Source organism: Streptomyces sp. NPDC028314, from assembly GCF_055565795.1.
The window spans coordinates 241,523-263,660 of the sequence record NZ_JBVHTP010000005.1; the positions used below are offsets into that span (position 1 = coordinate 241,523).

Consider the following 22,138-nt stretch of genomic DNA (forward strand, 5'->3'; position numbering starts at 1 on the left):
CCCGTGGCCCGTCTGATCCGTCACTCAGGGTTGTCGGCGAGCGACCTCGCCGCCCTGACGCAGTGAGCCTGCACCGCGCGGGCGTAGGCGGGCGAAGCGCCCGCCAGACCGCACGACGGGGTGACCACGACGGACTCCGCGAGAGTCTCCGGGGCCAGCCCCAGCCTGCGCCAAAGCTTCCTGACACCCATGACGCTACCGCCCGGGTCCGACAACGGGCCGTCGGTGCCCGGCACCACTCCGGCGAAGAGTTTCGTACCGTCCTCGACGGCTTCCCCGATGGCGTCGTCCTCGCGCTCGGTGAGCAGCGAGAAATCGAACGAGACGCCCGTGGCCCCGGCCCGCCGCAGCAGTCCGAAGGGCACCTCGGGGGCGCAGGAGTGGACGACCACCTCTCCGTCGTGGACGGCGAACAGCTCGCGCAGCGCGCCTTCGACCACCTGCCGGTCGACGGCGCGATAGGTCCGGTACCCACTGGCGGAGCGGACCCGGCCCAGCAGGACGGCGGTCAGCGAGGGCTCGTCGAACTGCAGCACGATCTCGGCGCCGGGGATGCGCTTGTGCACGTCGGCGAGGTGCTCGCGCAGCCCCTCCGCGAGCGAGCCGGTCAGGTCGCGGCAGGCGCCCGCGTCCTGGAGCACGGCTTCCCCGCCGTGCAGCTCCAGCGCGGCGGCCAGCGTCCACGGCCCGACGGCCTGGACCTTCAGCTTCCCCCGGTACCCCTGGGTGAACTCCTCCAGGGCGTCCAGGTCCTCGCCGAGCCAGGACCGGGCCCGCCTGGTGTCGCGTCCGGGGCGGTCGCTGATCCGCCAGCCGCTGGGCTCGACGTGCGCGTACATCTCGACGAGCAGCCCGAGGGAGCGGCCGATCATGTCGGCGCCCGGCCCGCGGGCGGGCAGCTCGGCGAGGTACGGGAACTCCTCGAAGGAGCCGGTGACGGTCTTGGCGGCCTCGCGGGCGTCGCCGCCGGGCAGCGAGCCGATGCCGGTGGCGCCCGCGGTCATCGGCCGGGCCTGACGGTCAGGTCGTTGACCTCGGCGTCGCGGGGCAGGTCGACGGCCATGACGATGGTGGTCGCCACCGACTCGGGGTCGATCCAGGCCTCGGGGTCGTACTCCTTGCCCTCCTGGGAGTGCACCTTGGCCTGCATGGGGCTGGCGGTGCGGCCCGGGTAGACGGAGGTCACGCGGATGCCGTTCGGCTTCTCCTCGGCGCGCAGCGAGTCCGCGAGGGCCTTGAGCCCGTGCTTGGAGGCGGCGTACGCGCTCCAGTCGGCGTGGGCGGCGAGGCCGGCGCCGGAGTTCACGAAGACGACGGTGGCGCGCGAGGCCCGCAGGGTGGGCAGCAGCAGCCGGGTGACCTCGGCGGGGGCGATGAGGTTCACGTTGAGCTGCTGGTGCCAGGTCTTGGGGCGCAGCTCGCCCACCGGGCCGAGGTCCACGATCCCCGCGATGTGCAGCAGGGAGTCGATCCGCTCGGGGACGGCCTGCTTGGAGAAGGCCCACGACAGCCGGTCGGGGTCCGCGAGGTCTCCCACGAGCACTCCCGCGCCGGGGAACCGCTCGATGAGCTCCTTGCCGCGCGCGGCGTCGCGGGCCAGGAGGACGAGGTCGTCGCCGCGTGCGTGCAGCCGGGCCGCGACGGCGGCGCCGATGCCGGATCCGGCACCGGTGATCAGGTGAGTAGCCATACGGCCATGCTCGCATCCTGGCGGGCCGGGCCCGCGCCCCGGCCGGGCGGTCCGGGGGCCGGGCGGGCCGTTCAGAGCCCGGCGGTCTCGCGGAGGGCGGCCGCCGTGTGCCGGGCGTCGTAGTCCGGGCCGACTCCGTCGACCAGGACGGCCTCGCCCGGGATGTTGCGGGTGCGCAGCCCGAGGATGGCCTGGTAGCCGGGCGAGCGGTACCAGGCGCGGGCCCGCTCGATGTCCGGGAAGGCGACGACTACCACGCCCCCCTCGAAGGGGCCCTCCAGGACCTCGGCCTCCTGTCCGTGGACGAGGAAACGGCCGCCGAAGGGATCGAGGGTGGACTGGACCTCCTCGATGTAGCGCAGGATCTCCTCGTTCATCGCGGCGGGGCGCAGGTGGGCTATGGCGTACGCGGTCATGGTCGTGTCCTTCGCGGGTCTCGAACCGGGACAGGCTGTCGGTTCGATCCTGCCCGGCGACGGGCACGGGGGCGATTACCCCGGAGGTCATGCCCCCGCGAGGGCGGGACGGAAGGTACGCCGGTAGGCGATGGGGGAAACCCCGAGGGTCGTGCGCATGTGCTGGCGCAGGGAGTTGCCCGAGCCGAAGCCGGACCGGTGCGCGACCAGGTCCACCGGCAGGTCGCTGGACTCCAGCAGCTGCCGGGCCACCTCCAGGCGCTGCCCGGTCAGCCACTGCACCGGGGTCATGCCCACCTCGTCGCGGAACCGCCGGGTGAAGGTGCGCAGGCTCATCCGGGCGTGGGCGGCCAGCTCGGCGAGGGTGATCGGTTCGGCCAGCCGCTCCAGGGCCCAGGCGCGGGTGGCGGTGGTGGTGGCGACGGTCGGCTCGGGCACGGGCCGGTCGATGTACTGGGCCTGCCCGCCGTCGCGCCACGGCGGTACGACGCACAGCCGCGCGGCGCGGTTGGCGACGGCGGTGCCGTGGTCGGCGCGCACCAGGTAGAGCAGGAGGTCGATGCCGGCGGCCACTCCGGCCGAGGTGAGGACATCGCCGTCGTCGACGAACAGCACGTCCTCGTCGAGCTTGACGCGGGGGAAGGCCCGCCGGAACTCCGGCGCGTGCACCCAGTGGGTGGTGGCGGCCCGGCCGTCGAGGAGTCCGGCGGCGGCGAGCACCTCGGAGCCGGTGCAGATGGACACGGTCCGGGTGCCGGGCCGGATGGCGGCGAGGGCTTCGGCGAGGACCGCCGGCAGGGGCTCGCCGCGCAGGAGGGCGGGCATGGCGTGGGTGGGCGGGACGATCACGGTGTCGGCCGCGGCGAGCGCCTCGGGACCGGCCGTGACGCCGATGGTGAAGCCCGCGTCGGTGGTCACGGGCAGGCCGTCCGCGGTGCAGACGGTGACCTCGTACAGGGCGCCGCCGTCTTCCGCGCGGGCGTTGCCGAAGACCCGCGACGGCATGCCGAGCTCGAACGGGGCGACGCCTTCGAGGGCGAGTACGGCTACACGGTGCATGGCCAGATTCTGTCACATGGTGGCCGTCCGGCCATCACCATGCGGGGCCGGGAGCGGCCAAGCTGGTGCCATCGGCCGGGAAAACCGGTACGGAAGAGCACTGAACACCACCAAGGAGACATTCATGCGTGCCGTCGTCATCAGCCACTGGGGCGGGCCCGAGGTTCTCACCGAGGTCGAGACGGCCCGGCCCGAGCCGGGTCTGAACGAGATCCTGGTCCGGGTCCACGCGGCCGGCGTCAACCCGGTGGACTGGAAGACCCGGGCCACCGGCGCGATCATCGGCTGGGGCGAGGTCCCGATGGTCGGCTGGGACGTCTCGGGCACCGTCGAGGCGGTCGGTCCGGGCGTGACGCTGTACCGCGCGGGCGACGAGGTCTACGGCATGCCGAACTTCCCGCGCCAGGCGGGCGGCTACGCCGAGTACGTGGTCGCCCCGGCCCGGCACTTCGCCCGTAAGCCGGCCTCCCTGGACCACGTGCAAGCCGCGGCCCTGCCGCTGGCGGCGCTGACCGCCTGGCAGGCACTGGTGGACACGGCCGGGATCACCGCCGGGCAGCGGGTGCTGGTCCACGCTGCGGCGGGCGGCGTCGGCCACCTGGCGGTGCAGATCGCCAAGGCCCGCGGCGCGTACGTGATCGGCACGGCCAGCGCGGCCAAGCACGAGGTGCTGCGCGCACTGGGCGCCGACGAGGTGATCGACTACCGCACCACCGACTTCGAGGACGCCGTCTCCGACGTGGACGTGGTGATCGACTCGGTCGGCGGGGACACCGGGCAGCGCTCGCTGAAGGTGCTCAAGCCGGGCGGGCACCTGATCACCCTGCCGGGCCCGGACGGCCTGCCGGCCGACCCGCAGGGCGTGCACGCCTCCTGGGTCCTCGTGGAGCCGGACCTGGGCGGCCTGCGGGAGATCGCCGCCTTGGCCGACCAGGGGCTGCTCAAGCCGCTGGTCGACACCGTCCTGCCGCTGGAGCAGGCCGCGAAGGCGCACGAGATCGGCGAACTGGGCCGGACCACCGGCAAGATCGTCCTGACGGTGGTCTGATCCCGGCCGCTCAGACGGTGGCGGCCGCCCGCGTGGTCGTGGCGATGGTGGCGGAGCCGACCACGCGCGTGCCGTCGTAGAGCACGATCGCCTGGCCGGGGGCCACGCCGCGCACCGGCTCCTCGAAGCGCACCCGCAGTTCGCCGTCCACGAGCTCGGCGAAGACCTCGGTCTCGCCGCCGTGGGCGCGCAGCTGCGCGGTGTACGTGCCGGGGGCGGCGGCCGTGGAGCCGCACCAGCGGGGGCGGATCGCGGTGAGGGCGCTGACGTCGAGGGCCTCGACGGGCCCGACGGTGACGGTGTTGTTCACCGGGGAGATGTCGAGGACGTAGCGCGGCTTGCCGTCGGCGGCGGGGTGGCCGATCCGCAGGCCCTTGCGCTGGCCGATGGTGAAGCCGAAGGCGCCCTCGTGGGTGCCGACCTTCTCGCCCGTCTCGTCGACGATGTCGCCCTCGGCCTTGCCCAGGCGGTTCGCGAGGAAGCCCTGGGTGTCGCCGTCGGCGATGAAGCAGATGTCGTGGCTGTCGGGCTTCTTCGCGACGGCCAGGCCGCGCTCCTCGGCCTCGGCGCGGATCTCTTCCTTGGTGGTGAGGGTGTCGCCGAGCGGGAAGAGGGCGTGGGCCAGCTGCTTCTCGTCGAGAACGCCGAGGACGTACGACTGGTCCTTGGCCATGTCGGAGGCGCGGTGCAGCTCGCGGGTGCCGTCCTCGTTCAGTACGACGGTGGCGTAGTGGCCGGTGCAGACGGCGTCGAAGCCGAGGGCCAGGGCCTTGTCGAGCAGGGCCGCGAACTTGATCTTCTCGTTGCAGCGCAGACAGGGGTTCGGGGTGCGCCCGGCCTCGTACTCGGAGATGAAGTCCTCGACGACGTCCTCGCGGAAGCGCTCGGCGAGGTCCCAGACGTAGAACGGGATGCCGATGACGTCGGCGGCGCGACGGGCGTCGCGGGAGTCCTCGATGGTGCAGCAGCCGCGGGCGCCCGTCCGGAAGGACTGGGGGTTCGCGGAGAGCGCGAGGTGGACGCCGGTCACGTCGTGCCCGGCTTCGACCGCGCGGGCGGCGGCGACGGCGGAGTCCACTCCGCCGGACATGGCGGCCAGGACGCGGAGGGGGCGGGCGGTGCGCGGCAGGTTCTCAGTCATAGCACCGTCCAGAGTACGGGGAACCGCGCGGGGTCACAGCGCGTTATCGGGTGCGGGGGGTGGATCGCATGGTGCGAGAGGGGAAGAAGGCGTCGGGCAAGGTCTCGGGCAACGCCTCGGGGAAGGCGAGCGGCAGGGCTCCGGGCCGGACCCGCAGGGCGGTGCTCTTCGGCGGGCTGGGTGTCGTCGCGGCGGCGGCGATCGCCGGGCGGGACGAGATCCGGCGCGGCTGGTGGCTGCTGCCCGGGGTGTCCAAGCCGCGCGAGGACGGGGCGCTGGACCACGTGGGCGCGAGCTGGACGCCGGCCTCGCCGGCGAACTGGCGGCTGGCCGACCGGCCGGACGACTACCGGGTGGACCGGATAGTCGTCCATGTCACACAGGGCAGTTTCGAGTCCTCGGTGGACGCCTTCCAGAACCCGTGGCACAAGGCGTCGGCGCACTACATAGTCCGCCAGGACGGTCATGTCGAGCAGATGGTGCGCGAGCTGGACGTGGCCTTCCACTCCGGGAACCGCTCGATGAACGAGCGCAGCGTCGGCATCGAGCACGTGGGCTTCGTCGACCGGCCGAAGGACTTCACGGACGCGATGTACGCGGCTTCGGCCCGGCTGGCCGCCGATGTCTGCCGGAGGTACGGCATACCGGCGGACCGCAAGCACATCCTGGGCCACTCCGAGGTGCCGGGCGCCGACCACACGGACCCCGGCCGCCACTGGGACTGGGACCGGTACATCCGCATGGTCGGCGAAGCCCTGGCCTAGCTGAGCCCTGCCGTGCGGGCCCGGGCGACGGCGGGGCCGATGGCGGCGGCCACGGCCGCGACGTCCTCCTTGGTGGAGGTGTGCCCGAGGGAGAACCGCAGGGTGCCGCGGGCCAGCTGCGGATCAGTGCCGGTGGCCAGCAGCACGTGGCTGGGCTGGGCCACCCCGGCGGTGCAGGCGGAGCCGGTGGAGCACTCGATGCCCTGGGCGTCGAGGAGCAGCAGCAGGGAGTCGCCCTCGCAGCCGGGGAAGCTGAAGTGGGCGTTGGCGGGCAGCCGGTCGACCGGGTCGCCGCCGAGGACGGCGTCGGGGACTTGCCGGAGCACGGCGGCCACCAGTTCGTCGCGCAGCGCGCCGATCTCGGCGGCGAACCGTTCGCGCCGCTCGGCGGCGAGGACGGCGGCCACCGCGAAGGCCGCGATGGCGGGCACGTCGAGCGTGCCGGAGCGGACGTGCCGCTCCTGGCCTCCGCCGTGCAGGACGGGCACCGGGGTCTGGTCGCGGCCCAGCAGCAGGGCGCCGATGCCGTAGGGGCCGCCGACCTTGTGGCCGCTGACGGTCATGGCGGCGAGGCCGCTGTCGCCGAAGCGGACGTCGAGCTGGCCGAAGGCCTGGACGGCGTCGGAGTGCAGGGGGATGCCGAACTCGCGCGCGACGGCGGCGAGTTCCTCCACCGGCAGCACGGTGCCGATCTCGTTGTTGGCCCACATGACGGTGGCGAGGGCCACGTCGGCGGGGCTGCGCTCGACCGCCTCGCGGAAGGCTTCGGGGTGCACGCGGCCGTACCGGTCCACCGGGAGGTACTCGACCTGAGCGCCCTCGTGCTCGGCGAGCCAGTGGACGGCGTCGAGGACCGCGTGGTGCTCGACGGGACTGGCGAGCACCCGGGTGCGGGCCGGGTCCTGGTCCCGGCGGGCCCAGTAGAGGCCCTTGACGGCGAGGTTGTCGGCCTCCGTGCCGCCGGCGGTGAAGACCACCTCGCTCGGGCGCGCGCCGAGGGCTTCGGCGAGGGCCTCGCGGGCCTCCTCGACGGTACGGCGGGCCCGGCGGCCGGCTGCGTGGAGGGAGGACGCGTTACCCGTGGCGGCGAACTGCGCGGTCATCGCCGCAGCGGCCTCCGGCAGCATCGGGGTGGTTGCGGCGTGGTCGAGGTAGGCCATGATCCCCCGATTCTACGAGTCTCCGGCCGGCCGGCTCCCCTCCGGCCCCCCGAGGGGACCGGGAGGGGAGCCGGAGGGCCGGGGCGGGGGACGGCATCCGGGGACCGGCCGCGGGCTCAGCCCTGCGTGCGCGGCGCGCGGGCCAGCTGGCGGGACTGGGCCACCAGGCGGTCGGCGGAGTCCCAGACCTCGGCGTCCTCCTCCAGGAAGCCGCCGGCCAGGTTGCGCGTGGTGATGGCGACCCGCAGCGGGCCCGGCGCCGGGCGGTGGCGGATGTGGGTGGTGAGTTCCACCGTCGGGGCCCAGCCGATCAGGCCGAGGTCGAAGGCGGTCGGCGGCAGCGCGTCCACCGCCAGCAGCAGCGACAGCGGGTCGGCGTCGCGGCCGTCGGCCAGCTCGAACCAGGCCCGCATCTCGCCCTTGCCGGACGGCGCTCCGACCGCCCAGCCGGCCGTCGCGGGGTCGAGGCGCAGCCGGAGCCGGTCCACGATGGCGGAGCTGCCGGGGATCGGCGCCGGACCGGCCTCGGCGCCGAGGCAGTCCTCGTACGCGGGCATGACCGGCGGCAGCGCGGTGGTCAGCACCGAGTCGGGGAGCGCGGACAGCTCGCCGTACGAGGCGAGGACGCGGATGCGCTCGATCTCGGCGCCGCTCTCGTCGTACTGGAAGAGGGAGGCCTGGCCGGTCGACAGCGTGCGCCCGATCCGGACGACCTCGGTGCGGATCACGGCGGGGCCGGGCACGGAGGAGGTCAGGTAGTGGGCGGAGACGGTGAAGGGGTCCGGGTGCGGCAGGGCCGCCGAGAGCGCCCGGCCGACCAGGGCCAGCAGATATCCGCCGTTGACGGCGGTGATGATCGTCCAGCCGGCGCTGAGCTCCGCGTCGTACACACCGGGCTCGCCCGCGCGGGGGGAGAGGGTGGTGTCGCGGTCGAACTCGCTGTCGCCGATGGATGCCTGGGCCGCTGCATGTGACATGAAAAGGACGGTACACCGGCAAGCTACTAAGCGGTAGCTTTCTATTGCTACGTGCTCGTTACGGCTCTTCGGCCACCGCCGAGCGGCGGTTCCAGGCCAGCGGCGCCCGCCAGTGGTAGCGGATCGCGAGCAGCCGGAGCACGAAGGTGGTGACGATCGCGGCGCCGGTCGTGAGGGCGTTGAGCGTGTCGAAGGCGATGAAGAGGGCCACCATCGAGGCCCCGACGACGGCGGGCACGGCGTACATCTCGCGGTCCCGCAGCAGCGAGGGCACCTCGTTGACCAGTACGTCGCGCAGTACGCCGCCGCCGACCGCCGTGGCGAGCCCCAGCGCGGCGGACGCGGTCAGCCCCAGGCCGAACTCGTACGCCTTGGTCGTGCCCGTCACGCAGAAGAGCCCGAGGCCGGCCGCGTCGAAGACGTTGATGGCCCGGTTGATGCGCTGCACCTCGGGGTGGAGGAAGAAGACGATCGCGGCCGCGACGAGCGGGGTGACGAAGAAGCTGAGCTCCCCGAAGGCGGCGGGCGGCACGGCGCCGATGACGAGGTCGCGGAAGAGGCCGCCGCCGAGGGCGGTGACGAGCGCGAGCACGGCGATGCCGAAGATGTCGAAGTTCTTGCGTACGGCGAGCAGGGCGCCCGCCGTGGCGAAGACGAAAATGCCCGCGAGGTCCAGAGCGTGCTGGACACCGGGCGGGAAGAGATCGTGGAGCACGCCCCCATTGTGCCGTTCGCCCGGCGGCGGGCCCGACGGGCCGGCATACAGCGGTGCCGGGGCCCGGAGGCGGACACGCCCCCGGGCCCCGGCACCGCACCCGCCCCCGGCCGCTACTCCAGGGGCGGACAACTCAGAACACCCGTCAGGCCCCGTCAGACCGTCGGCGTGTCCACCACGTCCGCCGCCCCCGGCAGGGCCTTGTCGCCCGGCGCCTGGTCGGGCGCGTTCTCGGGGTGGTGGCAGGCGACCTGGTGCCCCGTCTTCAGGGCCACCAGCGGCGGCTCCTGCTTCGTGCACAGCTCCGTCGCCTTCCAGCACCGCGTGTGGAAGCGGCAGCCGCTCGGCGGCGAGATCGGCGACGGCACGTCGCCCTTGAGCAGGATGCGGCCGCTCTTCGCACCGCGCCGCCTCGGGTCCGGCACCGGCACGGCCGACATCAGCGCGTTCGTATACGGGTGCATCGGCGCCTCGTACAGCGACTTGCGGTCCGCCAGCTCCACGATCTTGCCGAGGTACATCACCGCGATGCGGTCGGAGACGTGCCGGATGACCGACAGGTCGTGCGCGATGATCACGTACGTCAGGCCGAGCTCCTCCTGGAGGTCGTCCAGCAGGTTCACCACCTGCGCCTGGATCGAGACGTCCAGCGCCGAGACCGGCTCGTCCGCGACGACCAGCTTCGGCTTGAGGGCCAGCGCCCGCGCGATGCCGATGCGCTGGCGCTGACCGCCCGAGAACTCGTGCGGGTAACGGTTGTAGTGCTCGGGGTTGAGGCCCACCAGCGAGAGCAGCCGCTGGACCTCCGCCTTCACACCGCCTTCGGGAGTGACCTTCTGGAGCTTGAAGGGCGCTCCGACGATCGTGCCCACCGTGTGGCGCGGGTTCAGCGAGCCGTACGGGTCCTGGAAGATCATCTGCACGTCGCGGCGCAGCGGGCGCATGCCCGCCACGCTCAGGTGCGTGATGTCCTTGCCCTCGAACTCGACCTTGCCGCCGGTCGGCTCCAGCAGCCGGGTGATCAGCCGGCCCATGGTCGACTTTCCGCAGCCGGACTCGCCGACGATGCCGAGGGTCTCACCCCGCCGGACGTCGAAGTCGATGCCGTCCACGGCCTTGACCGCACCGGCCTGGCGGCGCAGCAGCCCCTTGTTGATGGGGAAGTGCTTGACCAGCCCGGTCACCTTCAGCAGCGGCTCCTCCGCCAGTGCCGCCGTGGCCTGTGCGGAGGGAGCCTGTGCCGCGTCCGTCTTCTTCATGTCGGTCACAGCTTCGGCGCAATCTCTTCGGTCCAGATCCGGGTCCGCTCCTCCTGCGACATGTGGCAGGCGGACCAGTGCCGGCTGTCGTCCAGGGTCAGCTCGGGGCGCTGGGTGCGGGTGATGCCGCCCTTGGGTACGTCGGCGTACGGGCACCGGGGGTTGAAGGCGCAGCCGCTCGGGATGTTGATGAGGCTGGGCGGCGAGCCCTTGACCGGGATCAGCCGCTCGGTCTGGTCGCGGTCGATGCGCGGCATCGATCCGAGCAGGCCCCAGGTGTAGGGGTGCCGGGGGCCGTAGAAGACCTTCTCGGCGGTGCCGCGCTCGACGCACCGGCCGCCGTACATCACGAGGATGTCGTCGGCCATCTCGGCGACCACGCCGAGGTCGTGCGTGATCATGATGACCGCGGAGCCGAACTCCTTCTGCAGGTCGCGGATCAGGTCCAGGATCTGCGCCTGGACGGTGACGTCCAGGGCGGTCGTGGGTTCGTCCGCGATGAGCAGTTCGGGGTTGTTGACGAGCGCCATCGCGATCATGGCACGCTGGCGCATGCCGCCGGAGAACTCGTGGGGGTAGGCGTCCACGCGCCGGTGGGGCTCGGGGATGCCGACCCGGTCGAGCATCTCGACGGCGCGCTTGCGGGCCGTCTTCTTGTCGACGTCGTGGTGGGTCCGGTAGGCCTCGACGATCTGCTTGCCCACCGAGTAGTACGGGTGCATCGCGGACAGCGGGTCCTGGAAGACCATCGCCATCTTGTGGCCGCGGAGCTTGCGCACGTGGTCGGCGTCGGCCTGGACCAGGTCCTCGCCGTCCAGCACCACCTCGCCCGAGATGTGCGGGCGGCTGCGGGCGTTGCCGGTGCGGTGCAGGCCCATGATGGCCAGCGAGGTGACCGACTTGCCGGAGCCGGACTCGCCGACGATCCCGAGCGTCTTGCCGCGCTCCAGGTCGAAGGAGAGTCCGTCGACGGACTTCACGAGGCCGTCGTCGGTCGGGAAGTGGACCTTGAGGTCGCGTACGGAGAGGAAGGAGCCGGCGGGCTGCGGCTCCCCCTTCGCCTGCTCGGGCACGAACGCGGGTCCGCCCGGGACGCCGGAGGAAGATGCGGGGGTCTCGGTCACGTCAGCCTCACGCGCGGGTCGATGACGGCGTACAGCAGGTCCACGATCAGGTTGGCCAGCACCACGAAGAGCGCGGCGAGCAGGGTGACTCCCATGATCACGGGGAGGTCGCCCTGGCCGATGGCGGCGACTGCCGCCGTCCCCAGACCCTGGAAGTTGAAGGTCGTCTCGGTGAGCACCGCGCCGCCGAGGAGTCCGCCGAGGTCGAGGCCGAACATCGTGACGATCGGGGTGAGGGTGGAGCGCAGGGCGTGCTTGCGGATGACCACGCCCTCCTTGAGCCCCTTGGCCCGGGCCGTGCGGATGTAGTCCTCGCCGAGGACCTCCAGCATGGTGGCCCTGGTGATGCGGGCGTAGGTGGCGGCGAAGAGGAAGGCCAGGGTGACCCAGGGCAGGATCAGGCTGTTGAGCCAGGCCACCGGATCCTCGGTCAGGGGTTTGTAGTTGGACACGTCCAGCCAGCCGAGGCTGTAGACGAAGATCGCGGGGGCCACCATGCCGGTGAAGAAGATCGGCAGGGAGACGCCGGCGAGCGCTCCGATCATGACGGTCCGGTCGATGGCGGTACGACGTTTCAGCGCCGAGACCACTCCGGTCGCCACACCCGCGATCACCCAGATCACGGCCGCCCCGAGGGCGAGCGAGAGGGTGACCGGCATGCGGTCGAGCATGGTCTCCCAGACGGGGGCCTCGCTCTTGAAGGAGTAGCCGAAGCACGGCGCCGCACAGTGCGTCACCTCGGTGCCGGCGTCGTAGTCGCGGCCGACGAAGATGCCCTTGAGGAACACCCAGTACTGCTCGGAGATGGGCTTGTCGAAGCCCATCTTCACGCGGATGCCCGCCAGGGCGGTCTCGTTGGTCTCGCGGCCGGCGTACATGAGCGCGGGATCGCTGCCGGTCAGCTTCGGGACCGCGAAGAAGATGCCGAAGGTGACCACGGAGACCACCAGCAGCGTGGCGGCGACGTTGAACAGCCGCCGTATGAGGTAGACGAGCACTGCAGTCGGCCGCCCGGGGCGGGCGGCCGCCGTCCCTCGTGGGGACGGCAGCCGCCGCCTGCGGCCTTCACCTGCCCTTCGGACTAGCGCATGTGCGGTGAAGGCACTTACTTACGTACTTGCTGACCTGCTGGTGCCCGGCGGCCGCCCTGGGGCGGGCCGCCGGACTGCCGGACGACGCCGGACTGCCTGATGACTACTTGGCGACGCCCAGGACAGCGAGGTCGATGCGGCCCATCGAGTCGTTGAAGTAGACGTTCGTCAGGCGGGGGTTGTGGTAGATCAGCGCCTTGTCGAAGTTGATCGGCAGGTACAGCGCCTTCTCCATGACCTTCTTGTTGATGTCCGTGTAGAACGGAGCGGCTGCGTCCGGGGAGGGGGCGGCAGCGGCCTTGTCGAACAGCCCGTTGATCTCCGGGTCGTCGACCATCGTGTAGTTGTTGTTGCCGTTCGCCGCGATGAAGGAACCGTCGACCAGCGGCTGGAGGAAGCCCGAGCCGGAGTTGTAGTCGGCGCCCCAGCCCATGACGATGATGCCGTAGTTCTTCTTCTTCACGTTCTCGGGCGAGCCGATGACGGAGGAGGAGAGCTTGCCGTCGAACTGGTCGATCGTGGCCTTGATGCCGACCTTGGCGAGCGAGGCCTGGAGGGACTCGGCGGTCTTGACCTCGGGGACGCGGTTGTTGCGGACCGCGATGGTGGTCTCGAACCCGTCGGGCTTGCCGCACGCCTTGAGGGCCGCCTTGGCCTTGTCGACCTGCGGCTTGCCGCCGGTCAGACCCCACGGGTCGTAGGCCTTGTCGGCGCCGGGGACACCGGGCGGCAGCATGTTGGCACCGAGGTCACCGCTGGTCGGGCCGCCACGGCCGTTCTGCAGGGACTTCGGGTCGGCCGCGTAGATGACGGCCTTGCGGCACTCGATGTTCTCGAACGGCGCGACCGTCTGGGGGAAGGCGAAGTAGCGGATGTAGCCCGTGTAGGGGTTGTCCGCGTTCTTCTTGAGGTTCGCGTCCTTGAGGATCTTGTTCTTCGCGGCCTGCTGGACACCGGTGCCGTCGACGGCGAGGTCGATGTCGCCGGAGAGCAGGCGCTGGTCCATGTCGTCCGGGTTGGTGGTGACCGTGAAGGAGACCTTGTCCGGCAGACCCTTGCGGATCGTGTCCGTCGCCGGGTCCCAGTTCTCGTTGCGGACGAAGGTCGCGCCCTTGCCCGAGGTGAAGCTCTCCACCTTGTAAGGACCGGTGGAGACCGGCTTGTTGGTGTAGGAGGCGCCCTCGTCCTTGGCCATCGGCACCGGCGAGGAGGACGGCATCGCCAGCAGGTAGTTGAAGTCCGAGTTGGCGCTGGCCAGGTTGAAGACGATGGTCTTGTCGTCCGGCGTCTCGACCGACTTCAGGCCCATCTTGCCCGGGTCGGTGTCCTTGTACGGACCGGGGTACTTCTGGCCCTGGTCGAGCAGGTCGACCAGGTACGTCGGACCGCCGGACAGCACGTCCTGCGCGAAGACGCGCTCGATGCCGTACTTGAAGTCCTTCGAGGTGATCGGCGAACCGTCCTCGAACTTCACGCCGTCCTTGATCTTGATGGTGTACGTCTTGCCGTCGTTGCTCAGGACCGGCAGGGCCTCGGCGAGGTCCGGGACCAGCTTGGTGCCCGCGACGCCCGGCTTGCTGTCGTACGCGTACAGCTGGCGGATGTAGAGGCGCTGAAGGTTCCAGACGAAGCCGTAGTAGGCACGCGCCGGGTCGAGGAAGTCCACGTCCTGGGGGGACCAGAGCTTGAGCTCGCCGCCCTTGGTGTCCGAGGCGTTCACCACGGCGGTCGAGGCGCCGCTGTAGCCCTTGTCACCACCCTCGCTGGTCTTCTTGTTGTCGTTGCCACCGCACGCGGCGGTCAGCGACAGGGCAGCGACCACGGCGGTGATCGCGAGTGCCTGCTTTCTGCGGATCACGGTTGTCCAACCTCCATAGGTGGGTGAATCGAAGAAGCGGTTCAGCTGCCCTTGGGGTCGAGTGCGTCGCGCAGCCCGTCCCCGAAGAGGTTGAACGCCAGGACGGTGATGAAGATCGTGATGCCCGGGACCACCATGTACATGGGGTCGTCCTGGTAGATGGGGACGGCGTCGGACAGCATCTTGCCCCAGGAGGCGGTGGGCGGCTTGACGCCGGCACCGAGGAAGCTGAGGGCCGCCTCCGTCAGGATGTTGGTCGGGATGATCAGCGTCGAGTAGACGAGGATCGGCGCGATCAGGTTGGGCAGCAGCTCCTTGATCAGGATGTAGCCGCGGCCGGCTCCGAGGCTGCGCGCGGCCTCGACGTACTCGCGTTCGCGCAGCGAGATCGTCTGGCCCCGGACGATGCGGCCGATGTACGGCCAGCCGAAGAAGCCGATGACGACGATCAGCACGCCCATCCGGACGCCCGAACCCTCGAACCCCCAGAGGGAGTTGGGGACCACGGACACCAGGGCGATGGTGAACAGCAGCTGCGGGAAGGCCAGCAGCAGGTCCATCGTGCGGCTGATCAGCCCGTCGACCCAGCCGCCGAGGAAGCCGGCGAGCGCGCCGAGCAGGCTGCCGATGACGACCGAGACGAAGGCCGCCAGGAAGGCGACGACCAGGGAGATGCGCGCGCCGTAGAGGATCCGGCTGAACACGTCGCGCCCGTTGGTGGGTTCGACGCCCAGCAGGAAGTCGGAGCTCATGCCGCCCAGCGAGCCGATCGGCGTGCCGAGGTCGGGATCGATCATGTCCTCGTGGAACTCGTTGGGCGGGTGGCCCAGCAGGCTCACGATCTGCGGCGCGAAGACCGCCACCAGGATCAGGAGGATCACGACCACGCCGCCGGTCAGCGCGACCTTGTCGCGCTTGAGCCGCATCCAGGCGATGCGGCCGGGCGAGCGGCCTTCGATGGCCTTGGCAGGGACGTCGGCTACGGACACGGGTGCGGGTGTCTCCGCGCTCGTGTCATGCAGTGGTGCCGTCATCGTGGTGGGGACCCCTCTCGGCCGACGGGTCTGCCGGCCCATGCCCGCCGCTGTGGCGGCGTTGGTGCGGAGTGGCGCTCGGAGTGCGTGGGACACGCGGAACGCGTGTGAAGTGCAGGAAGTGCGGGAAGTGCTGCGAGAAGTGCCGTGCGGAACAACAGGTGCAGTACACGAACCGAACCGCGTCCTGGAGGACTGAGCGGCTCTTGGGTGGGGAGTCTTCATCGGGCGCTCGACCAGCCGCCAGACCCGCAGGTGAATGGATGCGCAAACGTGATCTGACGTCCCGGTACCCGTTATCCGGACTTCGCTCACGGCTCAGCGGAGCAAGACCGTCTGTTCGGTACGCAAACGGACATGGTGCCCAACTCGCAAGAGGCGTGCGCCTTTTGGGCGTACAACACCACTGAAATCAGGACAAGGCGAAGGCCGCCGGGAACCTCGGTTCCCGGCGGCCTCGGATGGCTCGATACCGCTGTCCCAGACTCCGGGCGGCCTCGCGGCGACGCCCCGGACAGGGCCTAGTAGGAGGGCCCCTGGCCCTCGCGGTCGTAGAACGGACGGGTCTGCGAACGCAGCCACATCGCCACCGGATCGTGCTCGTCCGCCAGCGCGACGGTGCACACCGGAACGCCCTCCGGGACCGCGCCGACCGACTGCCGCATCATCTCCCGTACGGATTCCAGCGCGGGCGCGGAGGCGTCGTACAGGTCCAGCCCGACCGCGAGGTACGCGGACCCGAGCGACGGCTGAACCCAGGCCCGGCGCAACGACCGGACGGCGGGCGTGCGGTGCGCGTGCTGGGTGAGCAGCCCGTAGAACTGCGGGAGCTCCAGGGCGGGCTCGGACAGCCGCAGCGGCCCGGCCGGCATCCGGTCCAGGCCGGTGGCGATGCGGCGCAGGTCGGCCCAGGGGAGGCCGAGGCCGCCGCCCTGGGCGTGCGGGTTGAGCCACAGCCCCCAGCGGTCCGGGTAGAGGGCGCGGGCGATGTCCCGCCCGGTGACCACCTCGTAGCCGCGGTTCCAGCCGCTGGCGGCCAGTTCCTGCGGGGAGGTCACGCAGGGCGCGTAGCCGAGCCCGTCGACCTCCATGCCGCCGTACTGGGCGTCCGGGGAGCCCGGCTGCCCCTGCCACAGCAGCATCCACAGCCGGCCCTCGGCGAGGGCGTGCAGAAGCGACTCGTAGCTCTCATAGCGCCCGGGAGTCACCTGGCGCAGCATGTGCTCGACCTGCCCGGCCGCGGCCGTGCCTGACGCACTCACCCGGTACCCCTCTTCGTCCGCCCGTCGATCCACCCGTGCCCCTCGGACCAGCAGCCACCGTGCGGCCAAGAGATGTAACCAGCTTAAGCGGCCCTAGGGGAGGTAGAAGGGGCGCACGCGCTCACGAATCCAGTCCGTGACCGGGTCCTGGGCGGCGTCCAGGAGGATCAGCTGCACGGGCCAGGGCGCCGGCACCCGGGCCAGGGCCCGGCCGAGCGCCTCCAGCGGGGCGCTGCGGGACTCGGGATCCCATCCCACCAGCCGGACACCGATGTACAGCTCGGGCGCTCCGCCCTCGACGCTGGCCAGGCAGCGGTGCGCGGCGGCCACCACCCCGGTGGCGCGGAACTCCTCGCCGGCGGCGGCCAGGAAGTCCACCGGGTCTTCCTGCCAGTCGGGCTCGAAGAGGCGCACGCGGCCGCCGGTGGCCGGGCCGTCGAGCGGGGTCCGCCCGGTGCGGCACAGCTCCGCGACGGCGGCCGGGGGCAGCGGTACGCCGACGGCCCCCTCGGGGTTCACGGCGATGCCGAGCTGCGGGGGCAGGCCGCGCGCGAACTCGACGGCGGGGGCCACGGCGAAGTCCATGCCGGGGCCGACGCAGAAACGGAACTGGGCCTCGGAGCTGTAGACCGGGACGTACGCCTCGCCGCCGATCTGCATCGTCGGAAGCGTCAGGTCGGCGTCCTCGGGTCCGCCGCCGCCGGGCAGGGGCACCCAGACCCGGCTGCGCCCGAGCACTTCCAGGATCCGCGCTCCGGCGTCCGCCTGTCCCAGCGCCGCCCCGAGCACCTGCTCCAGCTCGTTGTCGGGCCATCCGCCGCCGTGCATCCACGCCTCCGCTGCCGCCGTCTGAGTCTCGTGCCGAGATTAGTGGGTCGGGGCCGGTGACCCGGCGGGGCCCCGGCCCCTCGGACCGGATCGACCGGGTGCGGGCGCGCCCGGGCCGGGTGCTCGCGTGCCGCCCGGCCGCGCGGCCGGTGACCGCCGGGTTCCGCGCCGCCTCAGTGGAAGCCGATGTCCGTGATGGCCGAGGCGGTGGCCCGGTCCAGCAGGACCGCGGACGCGCAGCCCATCGGGAGGCGGCCCGACTCCGCGTCGCGCAGCAGCCGCGCCACCGCCCCCCGGTGCCGTGCGAAGGCGTACGCGGACACGCGCCGGCCCCGCGCCGCCTGCCCGGCCAGGGCCTCCTGCGGGGTGGTGTCCAGCAGCAGCAGGTGCAGGGCCCTGCCCCGGCGGCGGGCGGCCGCGGCGAGCAGGCCCCGCACCCAGGTCTGCGTACCGCAGTCGTGGACCACCACCGAGGCGCCGGAGCGCAGCACCCGCCACAGCCCCCAGTAGTGCGCGGCCCGGACCAGGGGGCGGTACGCGCCGTACGGCAGCGCGCGCGGCATCCGCCGCTCCCAGCGTTCCCGGGTGTCCTGGGAGTCGATTCCCCCGCCGGCCGCGGCCCGTTTGATCAGCGTGCTCTTGCCGCCGCCCGGCAGGCCGGACACCACGACGATGTCCCCCGCGGCGAAGCCGAGCCGCCGGGGGCCGTGCGCCCCCCGGCCGCGCAGGTCACGTACCGACGGCGCGCCTTCCACCCGCGATCCTTCCAGGGTCCCGCGCTTCCGCCCGCCGGCTCCCCGCTGCTTGGGGACCCCGTCCACGGTCCCCGTCGTCGTCACCACTCCGAATCTCCGCACCGCCACAGTGATCGCCTCCCCCGAATCGGGTCGCGAGGACCCTTGCCCACTGAGTGTAAAGAGACGGTAATCCGGCACCGCCGGTTCCGGTCCGCCCGCTCGAGACCCGCTACGGCCTCGCACTGTCTTTCGGGCCCGCACGCCCACTCCCGGCCGTCGCGTGCAATGATGTGCGCCATCTGGACACCAACTGCATACCGGCCGCTTGAATCCGCGCGGGAGAGTCCCGGCAGGCCGCAAGGCCGTGCCCGGGCGCCGAAGGAGCAAGTACCTCCCTTGAATCTCTCAGGCCCCGTACCGCGTGGATGAGGCAGATCTGAAAAGCGAGCCGCGCCGCCGTCCCCGACGGCACCGGCGTGCGCTCCACCCAAGGTGCAAGTCGAGGACGCACCCCGTTTGCGCGGGAACTCTCGGCGAACCTCTCAGGTTCCGATGACAGATGGGGAGGATCGTCCTCGTCATGTCATGCCCTGGGACCCGGGAGCCACACCCATGAGCAATGCCCCCCGTCTGACCGCCCTCGATGCGCTGCACCGCTCGCTCGGTGCGACCATGACCGACTTCGCGGGCTGGGACATGCCGCTGCGCTACGCCAGCGAGCGCGACGAGCACAACGCCGTACGCACCAAGGCCGGTCTGTTCGACCTGTCCCACATGGGCGAGATCACCCTGACCGGCCCCGAGGCCGTCAAGGTCCTGGACTACGCGCTGGTCGGCAACATCTCCACCGTCGGCGTCGGCCGCGCCCGCTACACGCACATCTGCCAGGAGGACGGCGGGATCCTGGACGACCTGATCGTCTACCGGCTGGGCGAGACCGAGTTCATGGTCGTCGCCAACGCCTCCAACGCCCAGGTCGTCCTGGACGCGCTCACCGAGCGCGCCGCCGGCTTCGACGCCGAGGTCCGCGACGACCGCGACGCGTACGCGCTGATCGCCGTGCAGGGCCCGGAGTCCCCCGGCATCCTGAAGTCGCTGACCGACGCCGACCTGGACGGTCTGAAGTACTACGCCGGCCTGCCGGGCACGGTGGCCGGGGTGCCCGCGCTGATCGCGCGTACGGGCTACACCGGCGAGGACGGCTTCGAGCTGTTCGTCGCCCCCGGGCACGCCGTGCAGCTGTGGCAGGCGCTGACCGAGGCGGGCGCGGGCGTCGGCCTGGTCCCGGCCGGGCTGTCCTGCCGCGACACCCTGCGCCTGGAGGCGGGCATGCCGCTGTACGGGCACGAGCTGACCACCTCCCTCACCCCGTTCGACGCGGGTCTGGGCCGGGTCGTGAAGTTCGAGAAGGAAGGCGACTTCGTCGGCCGCAAGGCGCTGGAGGCCGCCGCCGAGCGCGCCGCCTCCAACCCGCCGCGCAAGCTGGTCGGCCTGATCGCCGAGGGCCGCCGCGTACCGCGCGCCGGGTTCCCGGTGGTCGCGGACGGCCGGGTCATCGGCGAGGTCACCTCGGGCGCGCCGTCCCCGACGCTGGGCAAGCCGATCGCGATGGCGTACGTGGACGCGGCGCACGCCGCGCCCGGCACCTCCGGTGTCGGCGTCGACATTCGCGGTACGCATGAGCCGTACGAGGTCGTGGCGCTGCCGTTCTACAAGCGGCAGAAGTAACCCCGCCGCGGCCCGTGCAGAGCCCGAGCCGGACGGTTCACCCGTACGGCCGCCTGTCCGCGCGCCGTCTCGGTACGCAAGACCACTGTTCGTATCCACTCCCCCGCATCCAGGAGAATCAGGTCATGAGCAACCCCCAGCAGCTGCGTTACAGCAAGGAGCACGAGTGGCTGTCGGACGCCGAGGGCGGCGTCTCGACGGTCGGCATCACGGAGTTCGCGGCCAACGCGCTCGGTGACGTCGTCTACGCGCAGCTCCCCGAGGTCGGCGACACCGTGACCGCGGGCGAGACCTGCGGCGAGCTGGAGTCGACCAAGTCGGTCAGCGACCTGTACTCCCCCGTCACCGGTGAGGTCGTCGAGGCCAACCAGGACGTCGTGGACGACCCGTCGCTGGTGAACTCGGCCCCGTTCGAGGGTGGCTGGCTCTTCAAGGTACGCGTCACGGAGGAGCCGTCCGACCTGCTCTCCGTCGACGATTACGCCAAGCTCACCGCCGGTAACTGACCCCAGGGGATCCTGATGTCTGTACTGAACACCCCTCTCCACGAGCTCGACCCGGACGTCGCCGCCGCCGTCGACGCCGAGCTCGTGCGCCAGCAGTCGACCCTGGAAATGATCGCGTCGGAGAACTTCGCTCCGGTCGCCGTCATGGAGGCCCAGGGCTCGGTCCTGACCAACAAGTACGCCGAGGGCTACCCGGGCCGCCGTTACTACGGTGGCTGCGAGCACGTCGACGTGGTCGAGCAGATCGCGATCGACCGCATCAAGGCGCTGTTCGGCGCCGAGGCCGCGAACGTCCAGCCGCACTCCGGTGCGCAGGCGAACGCCGCCGCGATGTTCGCGCTCCTGAAGCCGGGCGACACGATCATGGGCCTGAACCTGGCCCACGGCGGTCACCTGACCCACGGCATGAAGATCAACTTCTCCGGCAAGCTCTACAACGTGGTCCCGTACCACGTCGACGAGTCGGGCCAGGTCGACATGGCCGAGGTCGAGCGCCTCGCCAAGGAGTCCAAGCCGCAGCTGATCGTCGCGGGCTGGTCCGCCTACCCGCGCCAGCTGGACTTCGCCGCCTTCCGCCGCATCGCGGACGAGGTCGGCGCCTACCTGATGGTCGACATGGCGCACTTCGCCGGCCTGGTCGCCGCGGGTCTGCACCCGAACCCGGTGCCGCACGCCCACGTCGTCACCACCACCACGCACAAGACCCTCGGCGGTCCGCGCGGTGGCGTGATCCTGTCGACGCAGGAGCTGGCCAAGAAGATCAACTCCGCGGTCTTCCCGGGTCAGCAGGGCGGTCCGCTGGAGCACGTGATCGCGGCCAAGGCCGTCTCCTTCAAGGTCGCGGCCTCGCCCGAGTTCAAGGAGCGCCAGGAGCGCACCCTGGAGGGCGCGAAGATCCTCGCCGCCCGTCTGGTCCAGGACGACGTCAAGGCCGTGGGCGTGGACGTCCTCACCGGCGGCACCGACGTGCACCTGGTCCTGGTGGACCTGCGCAACTCGGAGCTCGACGGCCAGCAGGCCGAGGACCGCCTCCACGAGGTCGGCATCACGGTCAACCGGAACGCCATCCCGAACGACCCGCGGCCGCCGATGGTGACCTCGGGCCTGCGGATCGGCACGCCGGCGCTGGCCACCCGCGGTTTCGACGCCGAGGCCTTCACCGAGGTCGCCGAGATCATCGCGCAGGCCCTGAAGCCGGCCTACGACGCCGAGGACCTGAAGGCGCGCGTCTCGGCGCTCGCCGCGCAGTTCCCGCTGTACCCGACGCTGTAGCGAGCGGGCAGGGCCCGGCCGTGTTTTCCACAGGGCCGGGCCCTTTTCATGACCGCTGCCCCAGCGGATGCCACCCATCGCCCCTGAATCATGCAAAAAGCGGCACATAGTCGGCATCCCCATCAGGACGGACACCTTCCCCGGCTGGGCGGTGTGGATCGCGGCCGTCGTCGCGCTGATCGCCTCCGGCTTCCGCACCGAGAACTTCACCGCCCACGGCGGCTTCGCCCCGAACGGCTGGACCGCGGCCGTGACCGCCGTCACCACCTCGGGCGGCGGCCGCGGCGCCCGTACCGGGCGGCTACGACATCGCTCTGCTGGCCGCCATGGCCTTGGTCACGTACTTCCGGGCCGTCCGCGCCGGGGTCAGGGCCCACCACGCGGGCCTGCCGGGCCCGGACCCCGTGCTGGACGGCCCCGGGGCCGCCACGGCCACACCGGAGCGCGAGCTGACCCACGCCTGACCGAA

Annotated in this window: 22 protein-coding genes and 1 riboswitch; of the genes, 6 read left to right on the forward strand and 16 right to left on the reverse strand. The window is 71.6% G+C overall.

Features of this window, described 5'->3' with window-relative positions:
* Nucleotides 1–20: 20 nt before the first annotated feature.
* The 4 genes from ACZ4TG_RS14545 to ACZ4TG_RS14560 form a co-directional block, all read right to left on the reverse strand.
* Complete coding sequence (locus ACZ4TG_RS14545; RefSeq protein WP_468162362.1) at nt 21–1,004, reverse strand: methionine synthase; 984 nt, start codon at nt 1,002–1,004, stop codon at nt 21–23.
* The gene (locus tag ACZ4TG_RS14550; RefSeq protein ID WP_468162364.1) at nt 1,001–1,690 is read right to left on the reverse strand and encodes an SDR family oxidoreductase; all 690 of its coding nucleotides are present in this window, start codon (nt 1,688–1,690) and stop codon (nt 1,001–1,003) included. Before ACZ4TG_RS14550 ends, ACZ4TG_RS14545 begins: the two co-directional genes overlap by 4 nt.
* A gap of 71 nt (nt 1,691–1,761) precedes the next feature.
* On the reverse strand, nt 1,762–2,106 hold the full coding sequence (locus ACZ4TG_RS14555; RefSeq protein WP_468162366.1) for a DUF1330 domain-containing protein: 345 nt from the start codon (nt 2,104–2,106) through the stop codon (nt 1,762–1,764).
* Nucleotides 2,107–2,193: 87 nt separating this feature from the next.
* The gene (locus tag ACZ4TG_RS14560; protein ID WP_468162368.1) at nt 2,194–3,165 is read right to left on the reverse strand and encodes a GlxA family transcriptional regulator; all 972 of its coding nucleotides are present in this window, start codon (nt 3,163–3,165) and stop codon (nt 2,194–2,196) included.
* Nucleotides 3,166–3,289: 124 nt separating this feature from the next.
* On the opposite strand from ACZ4TG_RS14560, the gene ACZ4TG_RS14565 reads away from it, so the two are divergent.
* Nucleotides 3,290–4,213, forward strand: a complete 924-nt coding sequence (locus ACZ4TG_RS14565) for an NADP-dependent oxidoreductase (RefSeq protein WP_468162370.1) — start codon at nt 3,290–3,292, stop codon at nt 4,211–4,213.
* Between the two features lie 10 nt (nt 4,214–4,223).
* Here the strand turns inward: ACZ4TG_RS14565 and mnmA are convergent, their stop codons facing one another.
* On the reverse strand, nt 4,224–5,354 hold the full coding sequence (mnmA, locus tag ACZ4TG_RS14570) for a tRNA 2-thiouridine(34) synthase MnmA (protein ID WP_468162372.1): 1,131 nt from the start codon (nt 5,352–5,354) through the stop codon (nt 4,224–4,226).
* 68 nt (nt 5,355–5,422) lie between these two features.
* Between mnmA and ACZ4TG_RS14575 the strand changes: the two genes are divergently transcribed.
* Nucleotides 5,423–6,118, forward strand: a complete 696-nt coding sequence (locus ACZ4TG_RS14575; RefSeq protein ID WP_468162374.1) for an N-acetylmuramoyl-L-alanine amidase — start codon at nt 5,423–5,425, stop codon at nt 6,116–6,118.
* Here ACZ4TG_RS14575 and ACZ4TG_RS14580 read toward each other — a convergent pair.
* From ACZ4TG_RS14580 to ACZ4TG_RS14630, 11 genes are all read right to left on the reverse strand, one after another.
* Entirely contained in the window at nt 6,115–7,278 is a 1,164-nt protein-coding gene (locus ACZ4TG_RS14580) for a cysteine desulfurase family protein (RefSeq protein WP_468162377.1), read from the reverse strand. The two genes, ACZ4TG_RS14575 and ACZ4TG_RS14580, sit on opposite strands and share 4 nt — an antisense overlap.
* A 116-nt stretch (nt 7,279–7,394) precedes the next feature.
* Nucleotides 7,395–8,255, reverse strand: a complete 861-nt coding sequence (locus ACZ4TG_RS14585; RefSeq protein WP_468162379.1) for a thioesterase family protein — start codon at nt 8,253–8,255, stop codon at nt 7,395–7,397.
* Nucleotides 8,256–8,313: 58 nt separating this feature from the next.
* On the reverse strand, nt 8,314–8,970 hold the full coding sequence (locus ACZ4TG_RS14590; RefSeq protein ID WP_468162381.1) for a trimeric intracellular cation channel family protein: 657 nt from the start codon (nt 8,968–8,970) through the stop codon (nt 8,314–8,316).
* 155 nt (nt 8,971–9,125) lie between these two features.
* Nucleotides 9,126–10,229, reverse strand: coding sequence for an ABC transporter ATP-binding protein (locus ACZ4TG_RS14595; RefSeq protein WP_468162383.1), 1,104 nt, complete (start codon nt 10,227–10,229; stop codon nt 9,126–9,128).
* 5 nt (nt 10,230–10,234) lie between these two features.
* The gene (locus ACZ4TG_RS14600; protein ID WP_468162712.1) at nt 10,235–11,302 is read right to left on the reverse strand and encodes an ABC transporter ATP-binding protein; all 1,068 of its coding nucleotides are present in this window, start codon (nt 11,300–11,302) and stop codon (nt 10,235–10,237) included.
* 47 nt (nt 11,303–11,349) lie between these two features.
* The gene (locus ACZ4TG_RS14605; protein WP_468162385.1) at nt 11,350–12,351 is read right to left on the reverse strand and encodes an ABC transporter permease; all 1,002 of its coding nucleotides are present in this window, start codon (nt 12,349–12,351) and stop codon (nt 11,350–11,352) included.
* Between the two features lie 196 nt (nt 12,352–12,547).
* Entirely contained in the window at nt 12,548–14,302 is a 1,755-nt protein-coding gene (locus ACZ4TG_RS14610) for an ABC transporter substrate-binding protein (RefSeq protein ID WP_468162387.1), read from the reverse strand.
* A gap of 41 nt (nt 14,303–14,343) precedes the next feature.
* On the reverse strand, nt 14,344–15,336 hold the full coding sequence (locus tag ACZ4TG_RS14615; protein ID WP_468162389.1) for an ABC transporter permease: 993 nt from the start codon (nt 15,334–15,336) through the stop codon (nt 14,344–14,346).
* 521 nt (nt 15,337–15,857) lie between these two features.
* Nucleotides 15,858–16,598 carry an enhanced serine sensitivity protein SseB C-terminal domain-containing protein gene (locus ACZ4TG_RS14620; RefSeq protein ID WP_468162391.1) on the reverse strand — a complete coding sequence of 247 codons (741 nt, stop codon included), beginning with the start codon at nt 16,596–16,598 and terminating at the stop codon, nt 15,858–15,860.
* A gap of 93 nt (nt 16,599–16,691) precedes the next feature.
* The gene (locus tag ACZ4TG_RS14625) at nt 16,692–17,426 is read right to left on the reverse strand and encodes an enhanced serine sensitivity protein SseB (RefSeq protein WP_468162393.1); all 735 of its coding nucleotides are present in this window, start codon (nt 17,424–17,426) and stop codon (nt 16,692–16,694) included.
* 173 nt (nt 17,427–17,599) lie between these two features.
* On the reverse strand, nt 17,600–18,265 hold the full coding sequence (locus ACZ4TG_RS14630; protein ID WP_468162395.1) for an AAA family ATPase: 666 nt from the start codon (nt 18,263–18,265) through the stop codon (nt 17,600–17,602).
* A 224-nt stretch (nt 18,266–18,489) separates the two neighbouring features.
* Nucleotides 18,490–18,593, forward strand: a riboswitch (glycine riboswitch).
* A 182-nt stretch (nt 18,594–18,775) separates the two neighbouring features.
* Here ACZ4TG_RS14630 and gcvT point away from each other — a divergent pair.
* From gcvT to ACZ4TG_RS14650, 4 genes are all read left to right on the forward strand, one after another.
* Nucleotides 18,776–19,891, forward strand: coding sequence for a glycine cleavage system aminomethyltransferase GcvT (gcvT, locus tag ACZ4TG_RS14635; protein ID WP_468162397.1), 1,116 nt, complete (start codon nt 18,776–18,778; stop codon nt 19,889–19,891).
* Between the two features lie 125 nt (nt 19,892–20,016).
* Nucleotides 20,017–20,397, forward strand: a complete 381-nt coding sequence (gcvH, locus tag ACZ4TG_RS14640; protein WP_468162399.1) for a glycine cleavage system protein GcvH — start codon at nt 20,017–20,019, stop codon at nt 20,395–20,397.
* Between the two features lie 15 nt (nt 20,398–20,412).
* A complete protein-coding gene (gene glyA, locus ACZ4TG_RS14645) occupies nt 20,413–21,669 on the forward strand; it encodes a serine hydroxymethyltransferase (RefSeq protein ID WP_468162401.1) in 1,257 nt (418 codons plus the stop codon).
* A 326-nt stretch (nt 21,670–21,995) separates the two neighbouring features.
* Entirely contained in the window at nt 21,996–22,133 is a 138-nt protein-coding gene (locus tag ACZ4TG_RS14650) for a hypothetical protein (RefSeq protein WP_468162403.1), read from the forward strand.
* Nucleotides 22,134–22,138 lie beyond the last annotated feature (5 nt).

Excerpts from the sequence above, each read along its gene's own strand:
- ACZ4TG_RS14545 (WP_468162362.1), bottom strand. The coding sequence starts at position 1,004 with ATGACCGCGGGCGCCACCGGCATCGGCTCGCTGCCCGGCGGCGACGCC.
- ACZ4TG_RS14615 (WP_468162389.1), bottom strand. The coding sequence starts at position 15,336 with ATGACGGCACCACTGCATGACACGAGCGCGGAGACACCCGCACCCGTG.
- ACZ4TG_RS14555 (WP_468162366.1), bottom strand. The coding sequence starts at position 2,106 with ATGACCGCGTACGCCATAGCCCACCTGCGCCCCGCCGCGATGAACGAG.
- ACZ4TG_RS14625 (WP_468162393.1), bottom strand. The coding sequence starts at position 17,426 with ATGCACGGCGGCGGATGGCCCGACAACGAGCTGGAGCAGGTGCTCGGG.
- ACZ4TG_RS14560 (WP_468162368.1), bottom strand. The coding sequence starts at position 3,165 with ATGCACCGTGTAGCCGTACTCGCCCTCGAAGGCGTCGCCCCGTTCGAG.
- ACZ4TG_RS14575 (WP_468162374.1), top strand. The coding sequence starts at position 5,423 with ATGGTGCGAGAGGGGAAGAAGGCGTCGGGCAAGGTCTCGGGCAACGCC.
- ACZ4TG_RS14550 (WP_468162364.1), bottom strand. The coding sequence starts at position 1,690 with ATGGCTACTCACCTGATCACCGGTGCCGGATCCGGCATCGGCGCCGCC.
- ACZ4TG_RS14580 (WP_468162377.1), bottom strand. The coding sequence starts at position 7,278 with ATGGCCTACCTCGACCACGCCGCAACCACCCCGATGCTGCCGGAGGCC.
- gcvT (WP_468162397.1), top strand. The coding sequence starts at position 18,776 with ATGAGCAATGCCCCCCGTCTGACCGCCCTCGATGCGCTGCACCGCTCG.
- ACZ4TG_RS14650 (WP_468162403.1), top strand. The coding sequence starts at position 21,996 with ATGGCCTTGGTCACGTACTTCCGGGCCGTCCGCGCCGGGGTCAGGGCC.
- ACZ4TG_RS14595 (WP_468162383.1), bottom strand. The coding sequence starts at position 10,229 with ATGAAGAAGACGGACGCGGCACAGGCTCCCTCCGCACAGGCCACGGCG.
- ACZ4TG_RS14565 (WP_468162370.1), top strand. The coding sequence starts at position 3,290 with ATGCGTGCCGTCGTCATCAGCCACTGGGGCGGGCCCGAGGTTCTCACC.
- gcvH (WP_468162399.1), top strand. The coding sequence starts at position 20,017 with ATGAGCAACCCCCAGCAGCTGCGTTACAGCAAGGAGCACGAGTGGCTG.
- mnmA (WP_468162372.1), bottom strand. The coding sequence starts at position 5,354 with ATGACTGAGAACCTGCCGCGCACCGCCCGCCCCCTCCGCGTCCTGGCC.
- ACZ4TG_RS14585 (WP_468162379.1), bottom strand. The coding sequence starts at position 8,255 with ATGTCACATGCAGCGGCCCAGGCATCCATCGGCGACAGCGAGTTCGAC.
- glyA (WP_468162401.1), top strand. The coding sequence starts at position 20,413 with ATGTCTGTACTGAACACCCCTCTCCACGAGCTCGACCCGGACGTCGCC.